Source organism: Allorhizocola rhizosphaerae, assembly GCF_003426775.1.
GTDB classification, from domain to species: Bacteria; Actinomycetota; Actinomycetes; order Mycobacteriales; family Micromonosporaceae; genus Allorhizocola; species Allorhizocola rhizosphaerae.
Window position 1 is genome coordinate 1 of the sequence record NZ_QJUG01000100.1, and the last position, 15,940, is coordinate 15,940.

A 15,940-nucleotide genomic window follows, 5' to 3' on the forward strand; every position below is an offset into this window, starting at 1 on the left:
CGACCCGCTGCGATCGCGGTTGCGCCACCCCCGCGGCCGCGAGCGCCTGCCGGGTCAGGTGCTTGTCGCGGCAGCGCGCCACCGCGGCCGGGTCGCCCGGGAGCCCGAGCGCGGCCGCGACCTCCGTTGCCTGCATGATGCGCGTCTCGTCCCAGCACAGCACGCCCGCGATGTGCTCGCCTGCCTGGAGGTCCTTGGCGGCAGCGATCATCGCCTGCACATCGGCGGTGTCGACCCGCGTGTGCCCGTCGATGTACTCCAGCTCCCAGTCGGGCGCGGCCACGACGAACAGGTGCACGCGATACTGCTGCGTGATCGACTTCAACAGGTACTCGCGAAATTGCTTCTTTCCGGTCCGGATCACGAGCAGCAGCGGCTTCATACGCGCAAGTATGCCGATGGGCGGCCGTCAATCAATGGCCGCCCATCGGTCAACTCTTTTACAGTGCTGCTTTCAGTGCTGTGCTACAGCGTCAGCGTCCAGCTGTCGATGTAGCCGGTGTCCGCCGATGCCGCGTCCTGCACCCGCAGGGTCCAGTTGCCGTTCTTGGGCTCGCTCGACAGGTTCACCGTGTAGGTCTGGTTGATGTTGTCCGCCGAGCCGCCCGCGCGGTTGTGCAGCACGTAGGTGCTGCCATCCGGCGCCACCAGCGTCACCACCAGATCACCGATGTACGTGTGCACGATCTGCACCGCGACCGTCGAGAGGTTCGAGCCGTTGCCCGAGCAGCCGGCGATCGCGATGGTGCTCGTGACCGTGGTGTTGTCCGGGATCGTCACGTTGTTGGCGTTGGTGCCAGAGCAACCCGGGTTCCCTCCGCCGAGGTTCACGCCCCACGAGTTGATGTAGCCGGTGTCCGCGGACGCGGCGTCCTGCACGCGCAGCCGCCAGGTCCCATTGGCAGGCTCCGAGGACAGGTTCACCGTGTAGGACTGGTTGATGTTGTCCGCCGAGCCGCCCGCGCGGTTGTGCAGCACGTAGGTGCTGCCATCCGGCGCCACCAGCGTCACCACCAGATCGCCGATGTACGTGTGCACGATGTTCACCGCGATCGACGCCGTCGCCGAGGCGTTGCCCGTGCAGCCCGCCACGGTGATCGTGCTCTCCACAGTGGACAGATCGGGGATCTGCACGTCCGTGTCGTTGGTCTGGCTGCAGCCCGGCACGGGTGCCGAGTTCACGGTCCAGCCATACGTCGCGGTGCCGGTCAGGGCCGGGCTTGAGCTGTCGGTCGCCCGCACGGTCACGGTGTAGCTGCCCGCCGTGGTGGGCGTGCCGCTGATCGCACCGGTCGACGCGTTGATCGACAGGCCCGGGGGCAGGCCGGTCGCCGACCAGCTGTACGGCGCCGTGCCACCGGTGGCCGTGTGGTTCACCGGCGTGATGGCCGTGCCGACCACGCTGGTCTGCGCGCCCGGGTTGGACACCGTGACGCAGTTGCACGGTCCGTTCTCGACGAACAGCAGGCGGTTCGGCGAGCCGGTGCCCGGGTTGGTCACCTTGTTGGGGGTGGACGAGTTGACCAGGCTGTCGCGCACCTGCTGCGGGGTGAAGCCCGGGTTCAGCGACAGGACCAGCGCCGCCGCCCCGGCCACGTGCGGGGTGGCCATCGAGGTGCCGCTGATCGTGTTGGTCGACGTGTCGTTGGTGATCCACGCGGCGGTGATGTTGCTGCCCGGCGCGAAGATGTCCAGGCAGGTACCGATGTTGGAGAACGAAGACCGCGCGTCGGTGTTGGTGGTCGAGCCGACCGTGATGGCGTTCGGCGTGCCCGCGGGCGAGACGTTGCAGGCGTTCGCGCCGCTGTCGTTGCCGGCCGCGATCGCGTAGCTGACGCCGTCGGCGATGGACGCGGTGACGGCGTTCTCGGTGGCCTGGTCCTTCGGGCCGCCCAGCGACATGTTGGCCACGGCCAGCTCGCCCGCGTCGTGGTCGGCGGTCACCCAGTCGATGCCCTGGATGACACCGGCGTACGAGCCGGAGCCCGCGCAGTTGAGCACCTTGACCGCGGTGAGGCTGACGCCCTTGGCCACGCCATAGGCCGTGCCGCCCGTGGTGCTGGCGACGTGCGTGCCGTGCCCGTTGCAGTCGGTGTTGTTGCCGTCCCCGGTGGTGTTGATGCCCCAGACCGCGCGCCCGCCGAAGTCGGAGTGGCTCACGCGGATACCGGTGTCGAGGATGTACGCGCGCACGTTCGACGCGGTCACCGGATAGGTGTAGGAGTTGTTCAGCGGCAGGTCGCGCTGGTCGATGCGGTCCAGGCCCCACGACGGCGTCGGGCTCTGCGTGCCCTGGATCGTCACCGTGCGGTTCTGCTGCACGAAGGCGACCTCAGGGCTCGCGGCGAGCCGGCGTGCCGCGGCCGCGGACATGTGCGCCTCGAAGCCGCGCAGCGCGTGCTGATAGGTGCGTGCCACGTTGCCGCCGAACCGCGCGGCCAGCGCCTGCGCCGAACCGGCCACATCGGACGATGAGACCGCCGTGTCGTGGAACACCACGATGTACGAGCCGGCGATGGCGTTGGTGGCGTTCGCGTACAGGACCGTGCCCTCGGCGGGCGCCGCGTTCGCGGCACCGGTCCCGAGCGCCGACATGCCTGCGACCAGCATGGCGGCGAACCCGAGCCTTGCCCCACGCTGGAGCAGTCGCTTCGGTAATGCCATTCCTTTTCCTCCCCTGCGGATGCGAGCCACCCATCCGAGTGGTTTTTGACGACTAAAGGACGGGGGACTCTGGCCAATTGAGGGAGATAGTAAGGACCATGACCTTCAATTCATAGATGTTCACTTCGCCACATAATTGCCGTACGATGTCGGCTCAATCGATGGGCACAATTGTCCGCCGGAACCGGGCACCCGCAGGCGGCCTTCCGATTTCGCGCTGATCATGAAGTTGGTGTCATGACACGGCGTCGAACATGGAATTGAGTTCATGATCAACGGAAACAAGCAACCGGGGATATTCGTCCTTTATGCACAGCTTGGCATTGGGCATGTCGTTGGGGCAAGAGGCGATTGGTCAGCGCAGCGGCGTGATGCCTGGGGCGAGGAGTCTGCGGATGGCCTCGAATTGGGCGGTCGAGAGGCGCCGGATCTCGTCATGGTCCAGGTTGGACGCATTGGCCACCGACCACTCGTCCATGGCCCACAGCACGGCCCGGAGCAGCCGGCGTTGCAGCTCGATCGGTAGGTCGTCACCGACCGCGCCGCCGGCTCGGCCGATGGTCAGTGCACGATCGATCCAGTCGTCGATGCGCGCGGCGGCCTTGGCGAGCGGGCTGCCCGGGTTGCGGGGCACGTCGGGCAGATAGAACAGTTTGGCCAGGCGCATGAAGCCGGGATCGCCGGAGCTCAACTCCGCCAGGCGCTCGGCCAGGCGCATGATGTGGCCCCAGAAGTCGCCTTCGGCCAGCTCGTCGTCGCCGGGCGGGGCCAACTCCGCGACGAAAGCGCCGCCGATGTCGGTGACCACGGCCTCGAACAGCGCCTCCTTGGACGCGAAGTAGTGGTAGAACGAGCTCTTGCTCATGTGGCGGGCGCCGATGATGCGGTTGAGCGAAGCGCCCTCGTAGCCGACGTCGGCGAACTCTGCCAACGCGGTCTGGAGCAGCAGGCGGCGCCGTTCCGGTGGCAGGACTCCGACCTCGCGCGCAGGCATACCGCCAGCATACCGAACCAGTGGACCGGATGGTCCAACGCTGCTACCGTGGACTGGACCACCCGGTCCACTGACTTTCGGAGGCGCCGTGCTCCAGGAAACTTCGCTTCGGGCCCAGCTGGAGGCCGCCGCCCGCGACCGGCTCCGAGTGCTGATCGTCGGTGCCGGCGTCGCCGGATTGACGCTGGCGCAACTGCTTCGGCGGCAGGGATTACACCCGGTGCTGATCGAGCGGGCCGGCCCCGGCGCGCCCAACGGATACATGCTCGCGTTGATGCCGCTGGTCGATCCGGTCTTCGCCGCCCTCGGCGTGACCGACGAATACCGGGCTCGCAGTGCCGGCATTGAGCGATACCGGATCCGCAACCGGCACGGCCGCCTCGTCCGGGATTACCCCTTGGGCCCGATGTTGGGCGCCTACGGCGACTACCGGGGCATCAGCCGGGGAGAGTTGATGGCGGTGCTGGCGTCGCCCGGTGGGACCGTGACCTACGGGGCGACCGTCGCCGGCATCGCGCAACGACCCGATGCCGTGGTCGCCTCCATCGCCCAGGGCGCAGCGGTCGCCGACACCCGATTCGATGCGGTGATCGCCGCCGATGGCCTCCATTCGTCCACTCGCGACCTGGTGCTGAGCCCCGGGCAGGTGACGAGCTACGACACCGGCTGGGGCGGCTGGGTCGTCTGGGCCGGCGTCGACGCGGACCGCGACCTGGTCGAAGAAGTGTGGGGAGCCGGATCGCTCGTGGGCACCTATCCGGTCAAGGATCGACTCGGCATGATCATCTGCGGTCCCCGTGAGGAGGCCGACGCCGGTCTCGACGCGTTCGTGGCCCGGCTGCGTGACGAGATCCCCGCGGCCGGCGACCGCGTGGAACGGGTCCTGGCGGAGGCCGTCGACGGGCGCCGCACCTATTACTGGTCGCTGACCGACTGCCAATGTGCCACCTGGACGGTCGGGAGGGTGGCGATGGTCGGTGACGCGGCCGCCGGGTTCCTGCCGACCGCCGGCATCGGCGCCGGCATGGCCATGGAATCGGCATGGGTGCTGGCCAGCCAGCTCACCGGCAGCGAGGGCGACACGGTGCCAACCGCGCTGGCCGGCTACGAGCGGGTCCAGCGGCCGAGGGTCGAGGCGGCACAAATCAACTCACGACAATTGGCGTCGCTGGTGTTCAACCGCAGCAGGCTCGCTGCGGCCGTCCGCGACTCGGCCACCCGGTTCGTCCCGCTCGGGGTCGCCCTCAGAGCCATCCGCAGACTTCTCGCCTCCCGGCCGGTTGTGTAGGGGTCGCACGTTAGTGTCTGAGGTATGGCGCTGATGCGAGACGACGAGATCCAAGCCGCCCTGGGCGGGCTGGACGGTTGGTCCGGCGGCCCGGACGGGATCACGCGCACGGCCGAGCTGGCCGGCTTTCCGATGGCGATCGAAGTGGTCGATCAGGTGGCGGTGATCGCCGAGGAGCTCGACCATCACCCCGACATCGACATCCGCTACAACAAGGTGTCGTTCACGTGCGCGACCCACTCGGAGGGCGGCGTGACCGACAAAGACATCGACCTCGCGCGGCGGATCGACGCCGTGATCAGCGAGGCCTAGACGCGCACCATCCGCAGGGCGAATTCGCAGTACGCATCCGCGGCCTGCTCGCGGATGTAGGTCTGGTCCGGGCCGAACCAACTGGCGACGCGCAGGATCCGGCCGCGGATGCCCGGCGGCGTGATGCCATCGGGCAGCTCGGGTCTGACGGCGATGAGCCTGCGCGGTTCCCAGGTCGCCGAGGTCATGCCGCGATCCTGTTGCGGATTTCGGCCGCCGTGCGAGCATGGATCTCCGGCGACATATCGGGGGCATCGAGGGCGACGCCCGGTGGCAACAGGTCCGACGGGGCAAGATTGAAATGCAGATGTGGTACGCGGTCGCCGAACACATACACGTAGACCTTGTCCGCGCCCGTGGCGGCCTTGATGGCGCCCGTGCAGCGGGCAAGCACGGCGCCGAGTGTGGCGGCTTCCGGCCCTTCGAGATCCGTGATGAACGGGATGTGCCGGTGCGGCTCCAGATGCGCGAAGCCCGCGATCGGCCCACGCTGCACGACCGACAGGCGCCACAGCTCGTCCTGCCAGACGCGCATCCGTTCAAATGAAGAGTCGGCCGCCGCGACATCGCACAACAGGCAATCACCCATGCCCGACACGGTAGTGTGCGTGCCCGTGGGACTTGAGGTGGTGCTGTGGCGCGCGGTCGCGGTGTTCCGCTTCGCCGCGCTCGCCTATGCGGTCGTGCTGCTGCTGACCCACTATCCGAGCTACCACCGGGTGTGGCTGGCGTGGACGACGATCGGGGTCATGGCGCTGTGGACCACCGCTTCGGCCGTGCTCTACGGCGATCCGGGCCGGCGTGGCTGGCCGCTGCTGGTCGCCGACATGGTGGTCACCGTGGGATGCCTTCTCACCACTACCTGGGTGGTACCAAGGGAAGAGCTCGGTTACGGCGCGCACACACTGCCCATGGCCTGGGTGGCGGGCGCGGTGCTCGCATGGGCCATCCACGGCGGCAGGCGCTGGGGAGCGATCGGCGCGCTCATTGTCGGCGCGGCAGACCTGCTCATGCGGGGCCAGGTCAATACCGTGACGCTCAACGGGACCGTGCTCCTGCTGTTGGCCGGAATGGTGGTCGGTTATCTGGTGCGGCGCGCCCTGGACGCCGAGGAACGCCTGCAGCGGGCGGTCGAGCTCGAAGCCGCGACGCGGGAGCGGGAACGCCTCGCGCGGGGGATCCACGATTCGGTGTTGCAGGCGCTGGCCCTCATCTCGCGCCGCGCTGAGCGCATCGGCGGGGAGACGCTGGAGCTCGGCCGGCTGGCCTCCTCGCGAGAGGCCGGACGCATTGCGGGCGAAGTGACCGAGCTCGGCCGGTTGGCCGCTGAGCAGAGTGAGGCGTTGCGCGCGCTGGTGAGCGTGCAGCCGCCCCCGCTGGCCAAGGGCATGGTCGACCTGCGGGAGTCGCTGGGCGCGCTCGCCGCGCCGCACGTGTCGCTGGCCTTCCCCGCGCAGGCCGTGCTGTTGCGCGACGATATGGCCACGGAGGTCACGTCCGCCGCCGCGGCCGCGCTGGACAACGTGAGAGTCCACTGTGGACCGTCGGCGCGGGCGTGGGTACTGGTCGAGGACGAGGGGACGACGGTGACGGTGACGATCCGCGACGACGGGCCGGGCATGCCGGACGGGCGGCTGGAGGAGGCCGCACGTGCGGGCAGGCTGGGTGTGCAACAGTCCATGCGCGGGCGCATGCGCGACAGCGGTGGGCAGGCCACCATCACCAGCCGGCCGGGCGAGGGCACCGAGGTCGAGTTGAAGGTGCCACGGGCATGACACGTGTCTTGGTGGTTGACGACCATCCGATGTGGCGGGAGGGCGTGGCGCGCGACCTGACCGAGGCCGGATACGAGGTCATCGCGGCCGTCGGCGAGGGCCGGCAGGCGCTGCGGATCGGGCGCTCGCTGGAGCCCGACGTGGTCGTGCTCGACCTGCAATTGGGCGACATGTCCGGGGTCGATGTCATTCGGGGGCTGCTCGCCACGCACGCCGACATGCGGGTGCTCATGCTGTCGGCCAGTGCCGAACACCAAGACGTGCTTGAGGCGGTCAAGGCGGGCGCGCTCGGATATCTGGTGAAGACCGCCGGGCGGGACGAGTTCCTGGAGGCGGTGCGCCGGACGGCCGAGGGCGACGCGGTGTTCACGGCCGGGCTCGCCGGGCTGGTGCTCGGGGAATACCGCCGGCTGGCCGCGGCTCCGGCGACGACCGATGACACGCCCCGGCTGACCGAGCGCGAGACCGAGGTGCTCCGGCTGGTCGCGAAGGGGCTTTCCTACCGGCAGATCGCCGAGCGGCTGGTCCTGTCCCACCGGACCGTGCAAAACCACGTGCAGAACACGCTGCGCAAGCTGCAGCTGCACAACCGGGCCGAGCTGGTGCGCTATGTCATCGAGCGGGGTCTCGAAGCCGACTGACCAGCTCGTCGCCGCACTCAGACCAGGCGGCCTCAAGCGTGGTGGCCAGCCGCTCGACCACGTCCGGCGCTGCGAGCACGGCGGGCATGCCGGGTCCGAGCAGGGGCGGCGGCCAGGCTCTCGGCGATTTCGCCGCGGGGCGGCGCGACGCTCGTTTCGTCAATCGTGTGGTGGCGCGCGGGCGATAATGACGGGCATGACTAACTACTACTGGTGCCTGAAGCACAAGCGGGTGGAGACCGACGAGAATAAATGCGACGTGACGAAGTTACTCGGCCCGTACCCGACGCACCACGAGGCGGTCCACGCGCTGACGAAGGTCAAGCAGCGCAACGAGACCTGGGAGGCCGAGGACGAGCGTTGGACCGGCGAGCGGGACTGATGCGCACCGCCATCCTGCTCCGCGCGGTAAACGTGGGGGGTCATAATAAGCTGTCCATGCCCGAGCTGAAGAAACTGTTGCAGGACAACGGTTACACCGGCGTGGCAACATATCTGCAGAGCGGCAACGCGGTCGTGGACGGCAGCGTCGACCCGGCCGCCGTGGAGCGCCTGCTTGGCGTCGACGTCATGGTCCGCACCCACTCCGAGCTCCGGAGAATTATCAATACAAATCCGTTTCCGGAACACGTCGACGAGCCTTCCAAGCTCGCGGTAGCGTTCTGCGACCGGGCCACATCGGCATCCGTCGACAGAGAGGCCTACGCGCCCGACGAGATCGTCATCAAGGGCGAAAACATCTTCATCTGGTACCCGAACGGCCTCGGTCGATCCAAGATCGGCCCCGGTCTCGGAAAGAAGTTGGGTGTCAAAATGACGGTACGCAACTGGAACACGGTGACGAAGCTACTTGCCATGACGGAGCCGGACGGGTGATCCGCAGCCGCTATCTCCTGCTCAGCGACGCGTTCTACCGGGACCGGTCCGGCCGGGTGGCACGGCTGGCCTATTCGGCGCGGCGGGCCACGCTGTTCGCCGTCGATCCGGGCACCGCGTCCGCTTTGGACGACGGCGACCTGACGCGGGTGGCGCCGCACCAGCTCGCCACGCTGGCCGAGCTGGAGGCTGTCGTGCCGGACGGCGAGGACGAGCTGCGCGAGGTGCTGGCGTCACTGCGGGCTGGGTCGGACGATGCGGGCGTGCGCGTGTTCACCCTCATGCCCACGTCGTGGTGCAACATGGCGTGCTCGTATTGCGGGCAGGAGCATGAGCGCACGAAGGCCCGGATGGACGCGGTGGCGGCACGGGTCGAGGCGGCGCTCGCCGATCCTGCCGTGCGGCGCGTGCACGTGAACTGGTTCGGCGGCGAGCCGCTGCTCGCGCTGCGCACGATCCGTGCGCTGAGCGCACGATTCGTGAGGGCCGGAAAGCCGTACATGGCGAGGATGGCGACTAACGGGAGCCTTCTGACGCCGAGCACTCTGCGTGTGCTGCATGATGAGTGTGCGGTGCAGGCGCTGGAGGTCACCATCGACGGGCCACCCGCACTGCACGACCTGCGGCGGCTCAAGCGGAACGGGCGTGGGAGCTTCGAGCGCATCGTCGGTGCCCTACAGTCCATTCCGGACGGTATGGTGGTGACCATCCGGATCAACGTGGACCACGGAAACGCGCCGCATGTCGAGGAGCTCATCGGCCTGCTGGCGGCGCGCGGGCTCGCCCGGCCGGGGATAGAGCTGCATCCGGTGCCGGTGCACTCGTGGGGCAACGACGTGTCCAAAGTGGAGCTTGGGGCACGCGAGTACGCCTCGCTTGAGGCACAATGGCTGCGCTATGCGGGCTCGCTCGGGTTCGGCTTCGCCACGCTGCCGAGCAGGGTCAAGCGGACCACGTGCGTGGCCACTTCGGTACATTCTGAGGTCTTGGATCCACAGGGGCGGGTCTATTCCTGCTCCGAACATCCGCTGGTGCCGGGAGTCCGCTCAACCGGTGTCGTGGCAACCGTTTCCAGCCTCGTCGGTGCGACGCCTCGCCCGCGCGGCGCGTTCGACGACTGGTACGAAGACGTCGAGGCGGGAGCACAGCGATGTGGACAGTGCCCACTGCTTCCGGTGTGCGGCGGGGCATGCCCCAAACTGTGGCGCGAGGGCCATGCGCCGTGCCCCAGCTACAAATTCAACCTCCCCGACCGTTTCGACCTCGCAGCCGCGCGCCTAGGCTGGGTTCGCCTCCCTTCCGGTTGATCATGAATTCACGTCCATGTTCGACGGAAGCTTGCTTACACGCCGCCGAACGCTGACGCAAGTTCATGATCAACCGCAAGAGGGCCACCGCCCAGGGTGGGCCTGGGCGGTGGGGTGGGGGTTGGTCCCGGCCGCCTTTGCAGGTGCCCCCAACCGGGAGGAAGTAGGTTTCCTTCCGAGTTAGAGGGTGAGGCGGTAGATGCCTAGGCCGAAGGTGGCTGCGGTGAGGACCGTGGTTGTGCCGGAGGCGGTTGCTTCGAGGTCGGAGACCGGGACGAGTGGCATGCCCGTGCCGGCCGCGGCCCAGGTGGCGCCAGTGTCAGTCGAGACGAAGACGCCGACGTCGGAGGCGACGAACAGGCGCGTGCGGTCGCGCGGGTCGAGCACGATGTCGTTGACCGGCGCATCGGGCAGGTTGCCGGAGATGTCGGTCCACGCCGTGCCGCCCGTGGTGGTCCGGAAGACGTGCGCCGTGGTCGAGCCGTTGCGGAACCCGGAAACGGTGACGTAAGCCAGATTGGCGTCGGTCGGGTCGACCGCGATCCGGGTGATCCAGCGCGTGGGCAGCCCGGCGGTGATCTCCGTCCAGGTCGAGCCGGTGTTGCGGGTGATCCAGACACGGCCGTCGTCGGTACCCACATAAATGGTTGAGGCACTTGATTTTGCGACGGCAATCGTCGTAATCGTGCCGAACGGGTAGCCACCCGTCCCGCCCGAACCATGTGTGAGGTCGGGGCTGATGACGGTGAACGACGCTGCCGAGTTGGTCGAGCGGTTCAGCCGGTTGCCGCCGTAGTACATTACGGACGGTGTGGTGGGGTCGAACACGACGGGCGTGAGCCACCCGCGACGATCCGAAGTCGTTGTGCCAAAAGAGCTTCGCGTGGTGCCGCCATCGGTCGAGCGCGTGCACGAGCCGTACTGCGAGCAAGCATAAACCTTGTTCTGGTTGGTGTGGTCGATCAGATTCTGCAACCCGTCTCCGCCGCCGATGGAATTCCAGTTGGTACCGCCCCATGAGCGCACGGATCCGTTGTCCTGCAGACCGCCGCTGATTCGCGTGATATCCGAAGCGGACACTGCCACCGTGTAGAACTGTAGATTGGTTTGGCGGGTGGACTTCGTCCAGCTGCCGGTCAGCGAGCCGTTGGCCGAAGAACGGTAGACACCGCCGTCGTTTCCGATGTAGACACGGCCGGAAACCTGCGTGTCCCAGGCCATCGCATGCTGGTCAACATGGAACGAGCTCGAATTGCGCCGCCAAGACGCGCCCGCGTCAAGGGTTTCGAGCATCGGCACACCCGCCACGAACGCATGCGACGCGTTCGCCGGGTCGATCCAGATGCGCCCGAACCACCACCCGAACGTCGACTGCGACGCGCTCAAATAGGACGTGTTCGTGATGCGCGTCCACGAGTCTCCCCCGTTCGTGGACGTCCAGAAGCCCAGAAAGTCACCGGAGGCGTCCGCGGCTATGGCATACAAGCGATTCGCGGCCACGGCGATACCCATCCGGCCCACATCCGGCCCAGCGGCCGGAAGCCCGCCCGCGAGCCGCGTCCACGTCGCGCCACCGTCGGTGCTGCGGTAGATGCCCGACCCGACACCGCCGTACACCCGCCCGTTGGGCTGGCGCCGGTGGTCCCACATCGCCGCGTAAATCCTATTTGGATTCCCCGGCGTAATGGTCACATCGATAGCGCCTGTTGTCGTATTCGCGCCCGCCAACACGAGTTGCCACGTCGCCCCGCCGTCCGTGGTCCGGTAGAGCCCGCGCTGCCCGCCCGGTACAAACAGATTTCCGGCCGCCGCGGCGAACATCCGTTGAGGATTCGCCGGGTCGATCGCGATGCGCCCGATCCGGTCCGATCCCGTCAGGCCGAGCGACTGCCAGCTGGCTCCCCCATCGGCCGACCGGTAAATGCCGTTTCCGGGGAAGGTCACGCTCCCTCCCCCCGGATTTGATTCTCCGGTACCGGCAAAGAGCACACCCGAAGCGTTGATGGCCAGTGCGCCGATGCTCGGCGTGAGCGTCGCGTCCCAGGCCCAGTTGAATGTCGCGCCTGCGTCGGTGCTCTTCCACACTCCCCCACTCGCGGCGGCGGCGAACACCGTGTTGGCCTGCGTGGGGTGTACCGCGAGATCGGTCACCCGCCCGCCGATGTTGGCCGGCCCGAGCCCGGTCCAGGCGGCTTGGGCACCGATGGGCAGGTTCGTCTGCGACGCAGCCGCCGCCCGATAGTGCGCCCCGATGTCCAGATCCTTGAACGGGTACATGCGCTGCGCCGCGAACCAGTGGTCGGCCCCGGCCGGGCCGGGCACGTTGTCCAATTCAGACTCCGGCGCGTTGGCCCGCCGGGCCTGCTGCTCGGCCGAATACTGTCCGGGCAGCCGGTGCACCGGGCCGATCGTCAGATCCTGACCGATCGGCGGGCTGGCAGCCGCCGCCGTGGCCGCGGTGGCGACCAGCAGCAGCAACGCCAGCATCGAACGACTTCCATATTTATTCATGCTCAAGAGTGTGCGCCCGACGGGCGCGCCGGCTCAAGTCACTCGCAGCCGATGAGCCGCAGCACTCGCTGCCACGCGGCCCCGCGCCCCAGCTCACCCAGGCGGGATGGGCCGGCCGGCCCCGGTCACCTGCCGCACCCCCGGATCCACGTCTCCTGGCCCACGAGGCGTAATTTGACGTCGACCAGATTAACGCGAAATCAGATGCTCCCGCACCTGCCAGGCGAGGCGGAGCTGGGCGGCGCCGGCGGCCTGCATGGGCTCGTGCTCGGTGTAGCGTTCGATCTCGGCGGCCGTGAAGTCGACCCGTCGGATGAGCCGGCCTTCCTCGTTGGTGTCGACCATGGCGCCGAACCATTCGTCGTATTGTTGCGCCTCGATGACCACCGCGACCATCAGGTCGGTGGCGAACGTGAGTGGGTCCACGCCCAGCCCGAGGCAATAGGCCCGAGCAGTGCCGTCATCGAGCGCACGGGCGAACGGCAGGGCGGCGTAATCGGTGTCACCCTCGGCCGCGCCGAGCAGCTCCTCGGCGAACTCGCGCACCATGCTGTCCCACAGGGAAAACCCGGGCTCTTGGAACACGCCCACCGGCACGACCATGTAGAGCCCGCCCGCATGCCCGACCTTCGCCGGGTCGCGCCAGTGCAGCGGGAAGCTCGCCTCTCCACCGGCCGAAAGCCGCAACGTCAGCACACTGATCGCCATGTTGGCCGGGCGCCGGGTCAGGTCGCACGGGTCGCCGACCTGCTCCCGGATGCGCGTGCCCGCATCCTTCGCAAGCAGCGAAGCCGCCAGCTCGTGCGCCGCCAGCTCGCCCACATCGGCACCGTCGAAATAGGACCCGTCACTGAACGACAGCCACGGCGTGCCGCTGGCCAACTCCGCCCCGCGCAACCGATGCGTGGGCCGGTTTTCGAACACCGCGGGCGGGGCCAGCTCCTTGAGCACGGCCGAATATCGGGGCTCGGGCGGCACCACACCCTCGAACGGCCGATCCGTCCGGCGCAGCTCGACGGCACGCAAATCCACTGGCCGCGAAGGCAGCCAAGCGGGGGTCGAAAGCAGCGGAGTCCCCGCCACCCGCAGAGCACCCGGATAGGAGGATGCCGCGACCGCCGACAGCTCGTGCCGGTGTCTCATCGCATAAGCGCGGACCTCTAGCCATTCGGAAGACACGTGCAATACTTTACCGTGTGGTTAAGAGTCAGCTGAACGAGGTGTTCGCCGCCCTGGCCGACCCCACGCGCCGCGCCATGCTCGCCGATCTGGCGCGCGTCCCGTCCCTGACCGCCGGGCAGCTCGCCGAGCCACACTCCATGACCCTCCCAGCGATAAGCAAACACCTTGCCGTGCTTGAGAGAGCGGGCCTGCTGACCCGCACCCGCCGCGGCCGGCACCAGATCTGTTCGCTCAACCCGCGACCCCTGCGAGAGGCCGCCGACTGGCTCTCGCGCCACGAGCGCTTCTGGACCGAGCGGGTCGACGCCCTGCACGACTATCTAGTAAAGGAAACGCCATGACAGACGCCGTGCGGATCACCCGCCTGCTGCCCGCGCCGCCCGAGGCGGTGTGGGCCGCCCTGACCACAGCCGACGCGCTGGCCGCGTGGTTTTGGCCGGCCTCATTCGGTACCAGGATAAAAATCGACGACGGATATCGCATCGAGGCACAGCATCCGGCCATGGCCGTCAGCGGCCGCTACCTGGAGTTCGAGCCGCCGCGGCGGCTCGTGTTCACCTGGCGCTGGGACGGCGAAGATGACGAAACCGTGGTCACCATCGAGCTCACGCCCGTTGGCGACCACACCGAGCTTCGCCTGGTGCACGAGCCGCACATCGACAACCACGAAAAGGGCTGGAACGACTGCCTCGACCGGCTCCCCGGCTATCTCACGCGCTCACCTGGTCTTCTTCCAGGGCATGGCTAGCGCCGCATACCACCCGTCGAAGTCTTCCAAGCTGCCCCTGGCCTTCGACGGCGGCGCGGTCTGCGACAACCCGATCACCGGGCCGACGCCGCGCATGATCTCCCACTCGGTGTCCGCCTTGCCGCTGCCCGCAGCCCCGCCGGCACCGCCGCCGGGCGCGCCCATGCCTCCGATCATGCCGCCCATGCCCATCATGCCGGCCCCGACCGGACGCGCGCTCGCCGCGGCGTCGGCAGCGGGCGTGGACGTCGGCCGGGACACCACCGTGCCACTGCCGAGCACGTAGGCACCGCCGTTGGGCGCCATCGGGTGTCCAGGCGACAGCGGCACCATCGAGCCGGGCCCATCGCCCCCGGCCACGGCCCGCGGCACGATCCCGGCCAGGCGCGGCGAGTCGGTCAGCTCGCCGACCACCGGAGCCACACCCGGCAGGGGCGGGGGCGGCTGGTACAGCATGTCGGTCTTGAGGTCGGCCTGGTCCACCGGCAGCCCGGTCTTTTGCACCTGCTCCAATGTGGGCGGCGAGGTGGGCCGGTATTCGGGCACGGAGGTCACCTGCTGCGCCGACAGATCCTGCTCCATCTGGAACATTTGATTGCGCGCCTCGGCGTCGGCCTGCTTGGCCTCCGAATCGATGATCTCGGTGAACATCGGGCCGAGCGTGGGGTCCATGGCGACGTCGGCCAGGCCCATCCACCGCTCCATGATCGGCTGCACCCGCGTCTTGGTCTCGGCGATGCGGTTGACGATGCGGTCGATGTCGTAGGCCGCGGCGGCATGCGCCTCCTCGTCCCGCTGGAACGCCTGGATCACCTCGCGCAGCTGGGCGTTTGCCGCATCGGCCGCCTCCGTGCCGGTCCACGCCTCGGCCAGCATCCCGGCCGCGCGGGTCAGGTCGTCGCTGGCGTTTCGCACGTATTGCGCGGCCAGGTTGAACGCCATCCCCATTTGCGAGGCCTTCTCTGTGTCCTCGGCCTCCAAAATGGACCAGATGCGCGGCACGTCGTAGGCCCGCCAGTCCAGCTCCCAGCTGACCGGCTCGCGTTGCTGGACGACCAGCCCGCCGAGCACCGCCTCGACGATGACCACCTCGGGATTCTCGTCGCGGCCGGGCAGCTTGTCGTCGTCGCGATCCTTGTTGTGCTTGCTGTCGTCCTGGGCCTCGCGGTCTTCGTCCTTGTCGTCTCTCACGCCTGCTCAACCGGCCTTTCCGAAACCTCCGACAACGTTGCCATGAGCTTGTCGAACCGCTCCATGGCCGCCTTGTCCGCACCACCGTATTCCCTGGCCACCGCCGCGATGCCATCGAGCAGCTTCTGCACCACACCGGCCTGGATCAACAGGTTGACCCGGGCCCTGCCCACCGCCTCCTGAGCCTGCAGCCGGAGATCGTAAACGTAACCGCTGGGGTTCCGCTCGCCGAAGGGAACACTCTCTATCGTGGACTCGAAGATGCCGCCGTCGCGCCGCACGTTGTCGCGCAGCTCCACGAGAACCCGCACCAGTTCCTCAGCCACCGCAAGCAACTGTTTGCCATCCACCGTCAATCCGGTCACGCCTGTCACGCATGCATAATACCGGGCGAATCAATACCCTTAAATATCAACTTTCGGACCAAAGGGGCGGGACCGTTCGGTCCCGC

The 15,940-nt window shown here is 68.1% G+C and carries 17 protein-coding genes and 1 pseudogene; 9 read left to right on the forward strand and 9 right to left on the reverse strand.

Translation table 11 applies throughout. The annotated features are described in order from the left end of the window. The 3 genes and pseudogenes from DM816_RS21765 to DM816_RS21775 form a co-directional block, all read right to left on the reverse strand. A pseudogene (locus DM816_RS21765) lies at positions 1 to 382 on the reverse strand (ATP-grasp domain-containing protein); the annotation flags it as partial. Between the two features lie 83 nt (positions 383 to 465). Beyond that, a complete protein-coding gene (locus DM816_RS21770) occupies positions 466 to 2,664 on the reverse strand; it encodes a proprotein convertase P-domain-containing protein (protein WP_117212184.1) in 2,199 nt (732 codons plus the stop codon). 355 nt (positions 2,665 to 3,019) lie between these two features. After that, positions 3,020 to 3,658 (reverse strand): TetR/AcrR family transcriptional regulator, encoded by a 639-nt coding sequence (locus tag DM816_RS21775; RefSeq protein ID WP_117212185.1) that lies wholly within the window; start codon positions 3,656 to 3,658, stop codon positions 3,020 to 3,022. A gap of 88 nt (positions 3,659 to 3,746) precedes the next feature. Between DM816_RS21775 and DM816_RS21780 the strand changes: the two genes are divergently transcribed. Next, the gene (locus DM816_RS21780) at positions 3,747 to 4,946 is read left to right on the forward strand and encodes an FAD-dependent oxidoreductase (RefSeq protein ID WP_117212186.1); all 1,200 of its coding nucleotides are present in this window, start codon (positions 3,747 to 3,749) and stop codon (positions 4,944 to 4,946) included. A 24-nt stretch (positions 4,947 to 4,970) separates the two neighbouring features. Next, a complete protein-coding gene (locus DM816_RS21785) occupies positions 4,971 to 5,258 on the forward strand; it encodes a 4a-hydroxytetrahydrobiopterin dehydratase (protein WP_117212187.1) in 288 nt (95 codons plus the stop codon). Here the strand turns inward: DM816_RS21785 and DM816_RS21790 are convergent. Both DM816_RS21790 and DM816_RS21795 read right to left on the reverse strand, forming a co-directional pair. Continuing rightward, positions 5,255 to 5,446, reverse strand: coding sequence for an RNA methyltransferase (locus DM816_RS21790; RefSeq protein ID WP_117212188.1), 192 nt, complete (start codon positions 5,444 to 5,446; stop codon positions 5,255 to 5,257). The two genes, DM816_RS21785 and DM816_RS21790, sit on opposite strands and share 4 nt — an antisense overlap. Further along, positions 5,443 to 5,847, reverse strand: a complete 405-nt coding sequence (locus tag DM816_RS21795) for an HIT family protein (protein ID WP_117212189.1) — start codon at positions 5,845 to 5,847, stop codon at positions 5,443 to 5,445. Before DM816_RS21795 ends, DM816_RS21790 begins: the two co-directional genes overlap by 4 nt. On the opposite strand from DM816_RS21795, the gene DM816_RS21800 reads away from it, so the two are divergent. From DM816_RS21800 to DM816_RS21820, 5 genes are all read left to right on the forward strand, one after another. Next, positions 5,846 to 7,033, forward strand: a complete 1,188-nt coding sequence (locus DM816_RS21800) for an ATP-binding protein (RefSeq protein ID WP_117212190.1) — start codon at positions 5,846 to 5,848, stop codon at positions 7,031 to 7,033. The genes DM816_RS21795 and DM816_RS21800 overlap by 2 nt on opposite strands. Next, positions 7,030 to 7,674 (forward strand): response regulator, encoded by a 645-nt coding sequence (locus tag DM816_RS21805; protein WP_117212191.1) that lies wholly within the window; start codon positions 7,030 to 7,032, stop codon positions 7,672 to 7,674. Before DM816_RS21800 ends, DM816_RS21805 begins: the two co-directional genes overlap by 4 nt. Positions 7,675 to 7,870: 196 nt before the next feature. Next, positions 7,871 to 8,056: a hypothetical protein gene (locus DM816_RS21810; RefSeq protein WP_246002106.1), complete on the forward strand. Its 186-nt coding sequence runs from the start codon at positions 7,871 to 7,873 to the stop codon at positions 8,054 to 8,056. Continuing rightward, positions 8,056 to 8,550 (forward strand): DUF1697 domain-containing protein, encoded by a 495-nt coding sequence (locus DM816_RS21815; protein ID WP_117212193.1) that lies wholly within the window; start codon positions 8,056 to 8,058, stop codon positions 8,548 to 8,550. The genes DM816_RS21810 and DM816_RS21815 overlap by 1 nt, the downstream gene beginning before the upstream one ends. After that, positions 8,547 to 9,857 carry a radical SAM/SPASM domain-containing protein gene (locus DM816_RS21820; RefSeq protein WP_117212194.1) on the forward strand — a complete coding sequence of 437 codons (1,311 nt, stop codon included), beginning with the start codon at positions 8,547 to 8,549 and terminating at the stop codon, positions 9,855 to 9,857. The genes DM816_RS21815 and DM816_RS21820 overlap by 4 nt, the downstream gene beginning before the upstream one ends. A gap of 180 nt (positions 9,858 to 10,037) precedes the next feature. On the opposite strand, the gene DM816_RS21825 is transcribed toward DM816_RS21820, so the two are convergent. Both DM816_RS21825 and DM816_RS21830 read right to left on the reverse strand, forming a co-directional pair. After that, positions 10,038 to 12,368, reverse strand: a complete 2,331-nt coding sequence (locus DM816_RS21825) for a VPS10 domain-containing protein (RefSeq protein ID WP_117212195.1) — start codon at positions 12,366 to 12,368, stop codon at positions 10,038 to 10,040. Between the two features lie 189 nt (positions 12,369 to 12,557). After that, positions 12,558 to 13,547 (reverse strand): hypothetical protein, encoded by a 990-nt coding sequence (locus DM816_RS21830; RefSeq protein ID WP_211588798.1) that lies wholly within the window; start codon positions 13,545 to 13,547, stop codon positions 12,558 to 12,560. 17 nt (positions 13,548 to 13,564) lie between these two features. Between DM816_RS21830 and DM816_RS21835 the strand changes: the two genes are divergently transcribed. Then, positions 13,565 to 13,891 (forward strand): ArsR/SmtB family transcription factor, encoded by a 327-nt coding sequence (locus tag DM816_RS21835; protein ID WP_246002107.1) that lies wholly within the window; start codon positions 13,565 to 13,567, stop codon positions 13,889 to 13,891. Further along, a complete protein-coding gene (locus DM816_RS21840; protein WP_117212197.1) occupies positions 13,888 to 14,298 on the forward strand; it encodes an SRPBCC family protein in 411 nt (136 codons plus the stop codon). Before DM816_RS21835 ends, DM816_RS21840 begins: the two co-directional genes overlap by 4 nt. Here DM816_RS21840 and DM816_RS21845 read toward each other — a convergent pair. Continuing rightward, positions 14,269 to 15,489, reverse strand: coding sequence for a hypothetical protein (locus DM816_RS21845; RefSeq protein ID WP_117212198.1), 1,221 nt, complete (start codon positions 15,487 to 15,489; stop codon positions 14,269 to 14,271). The two genes, DM816_RS21840 and DM816_RS21845, sit on opposite strands and share 30 nt — an antisense overlap. Beyond that, a complete protein-coding gene (locus DM816_RS21850) occupies positions 15,486 to 15,863 on the reverse strand; it encodes a hypothetical protein (RefSeq protein ID WP_162907690.1) in 378 nt (125 codons plus the stop codon). The genes DM816_RS21845 and DM816_RS21850 overlap by 4 nt, the downstream gene beginning before the upstream one ends. Positions 15,864 to 15,940 lie beyond the last annotated feature (77 nt).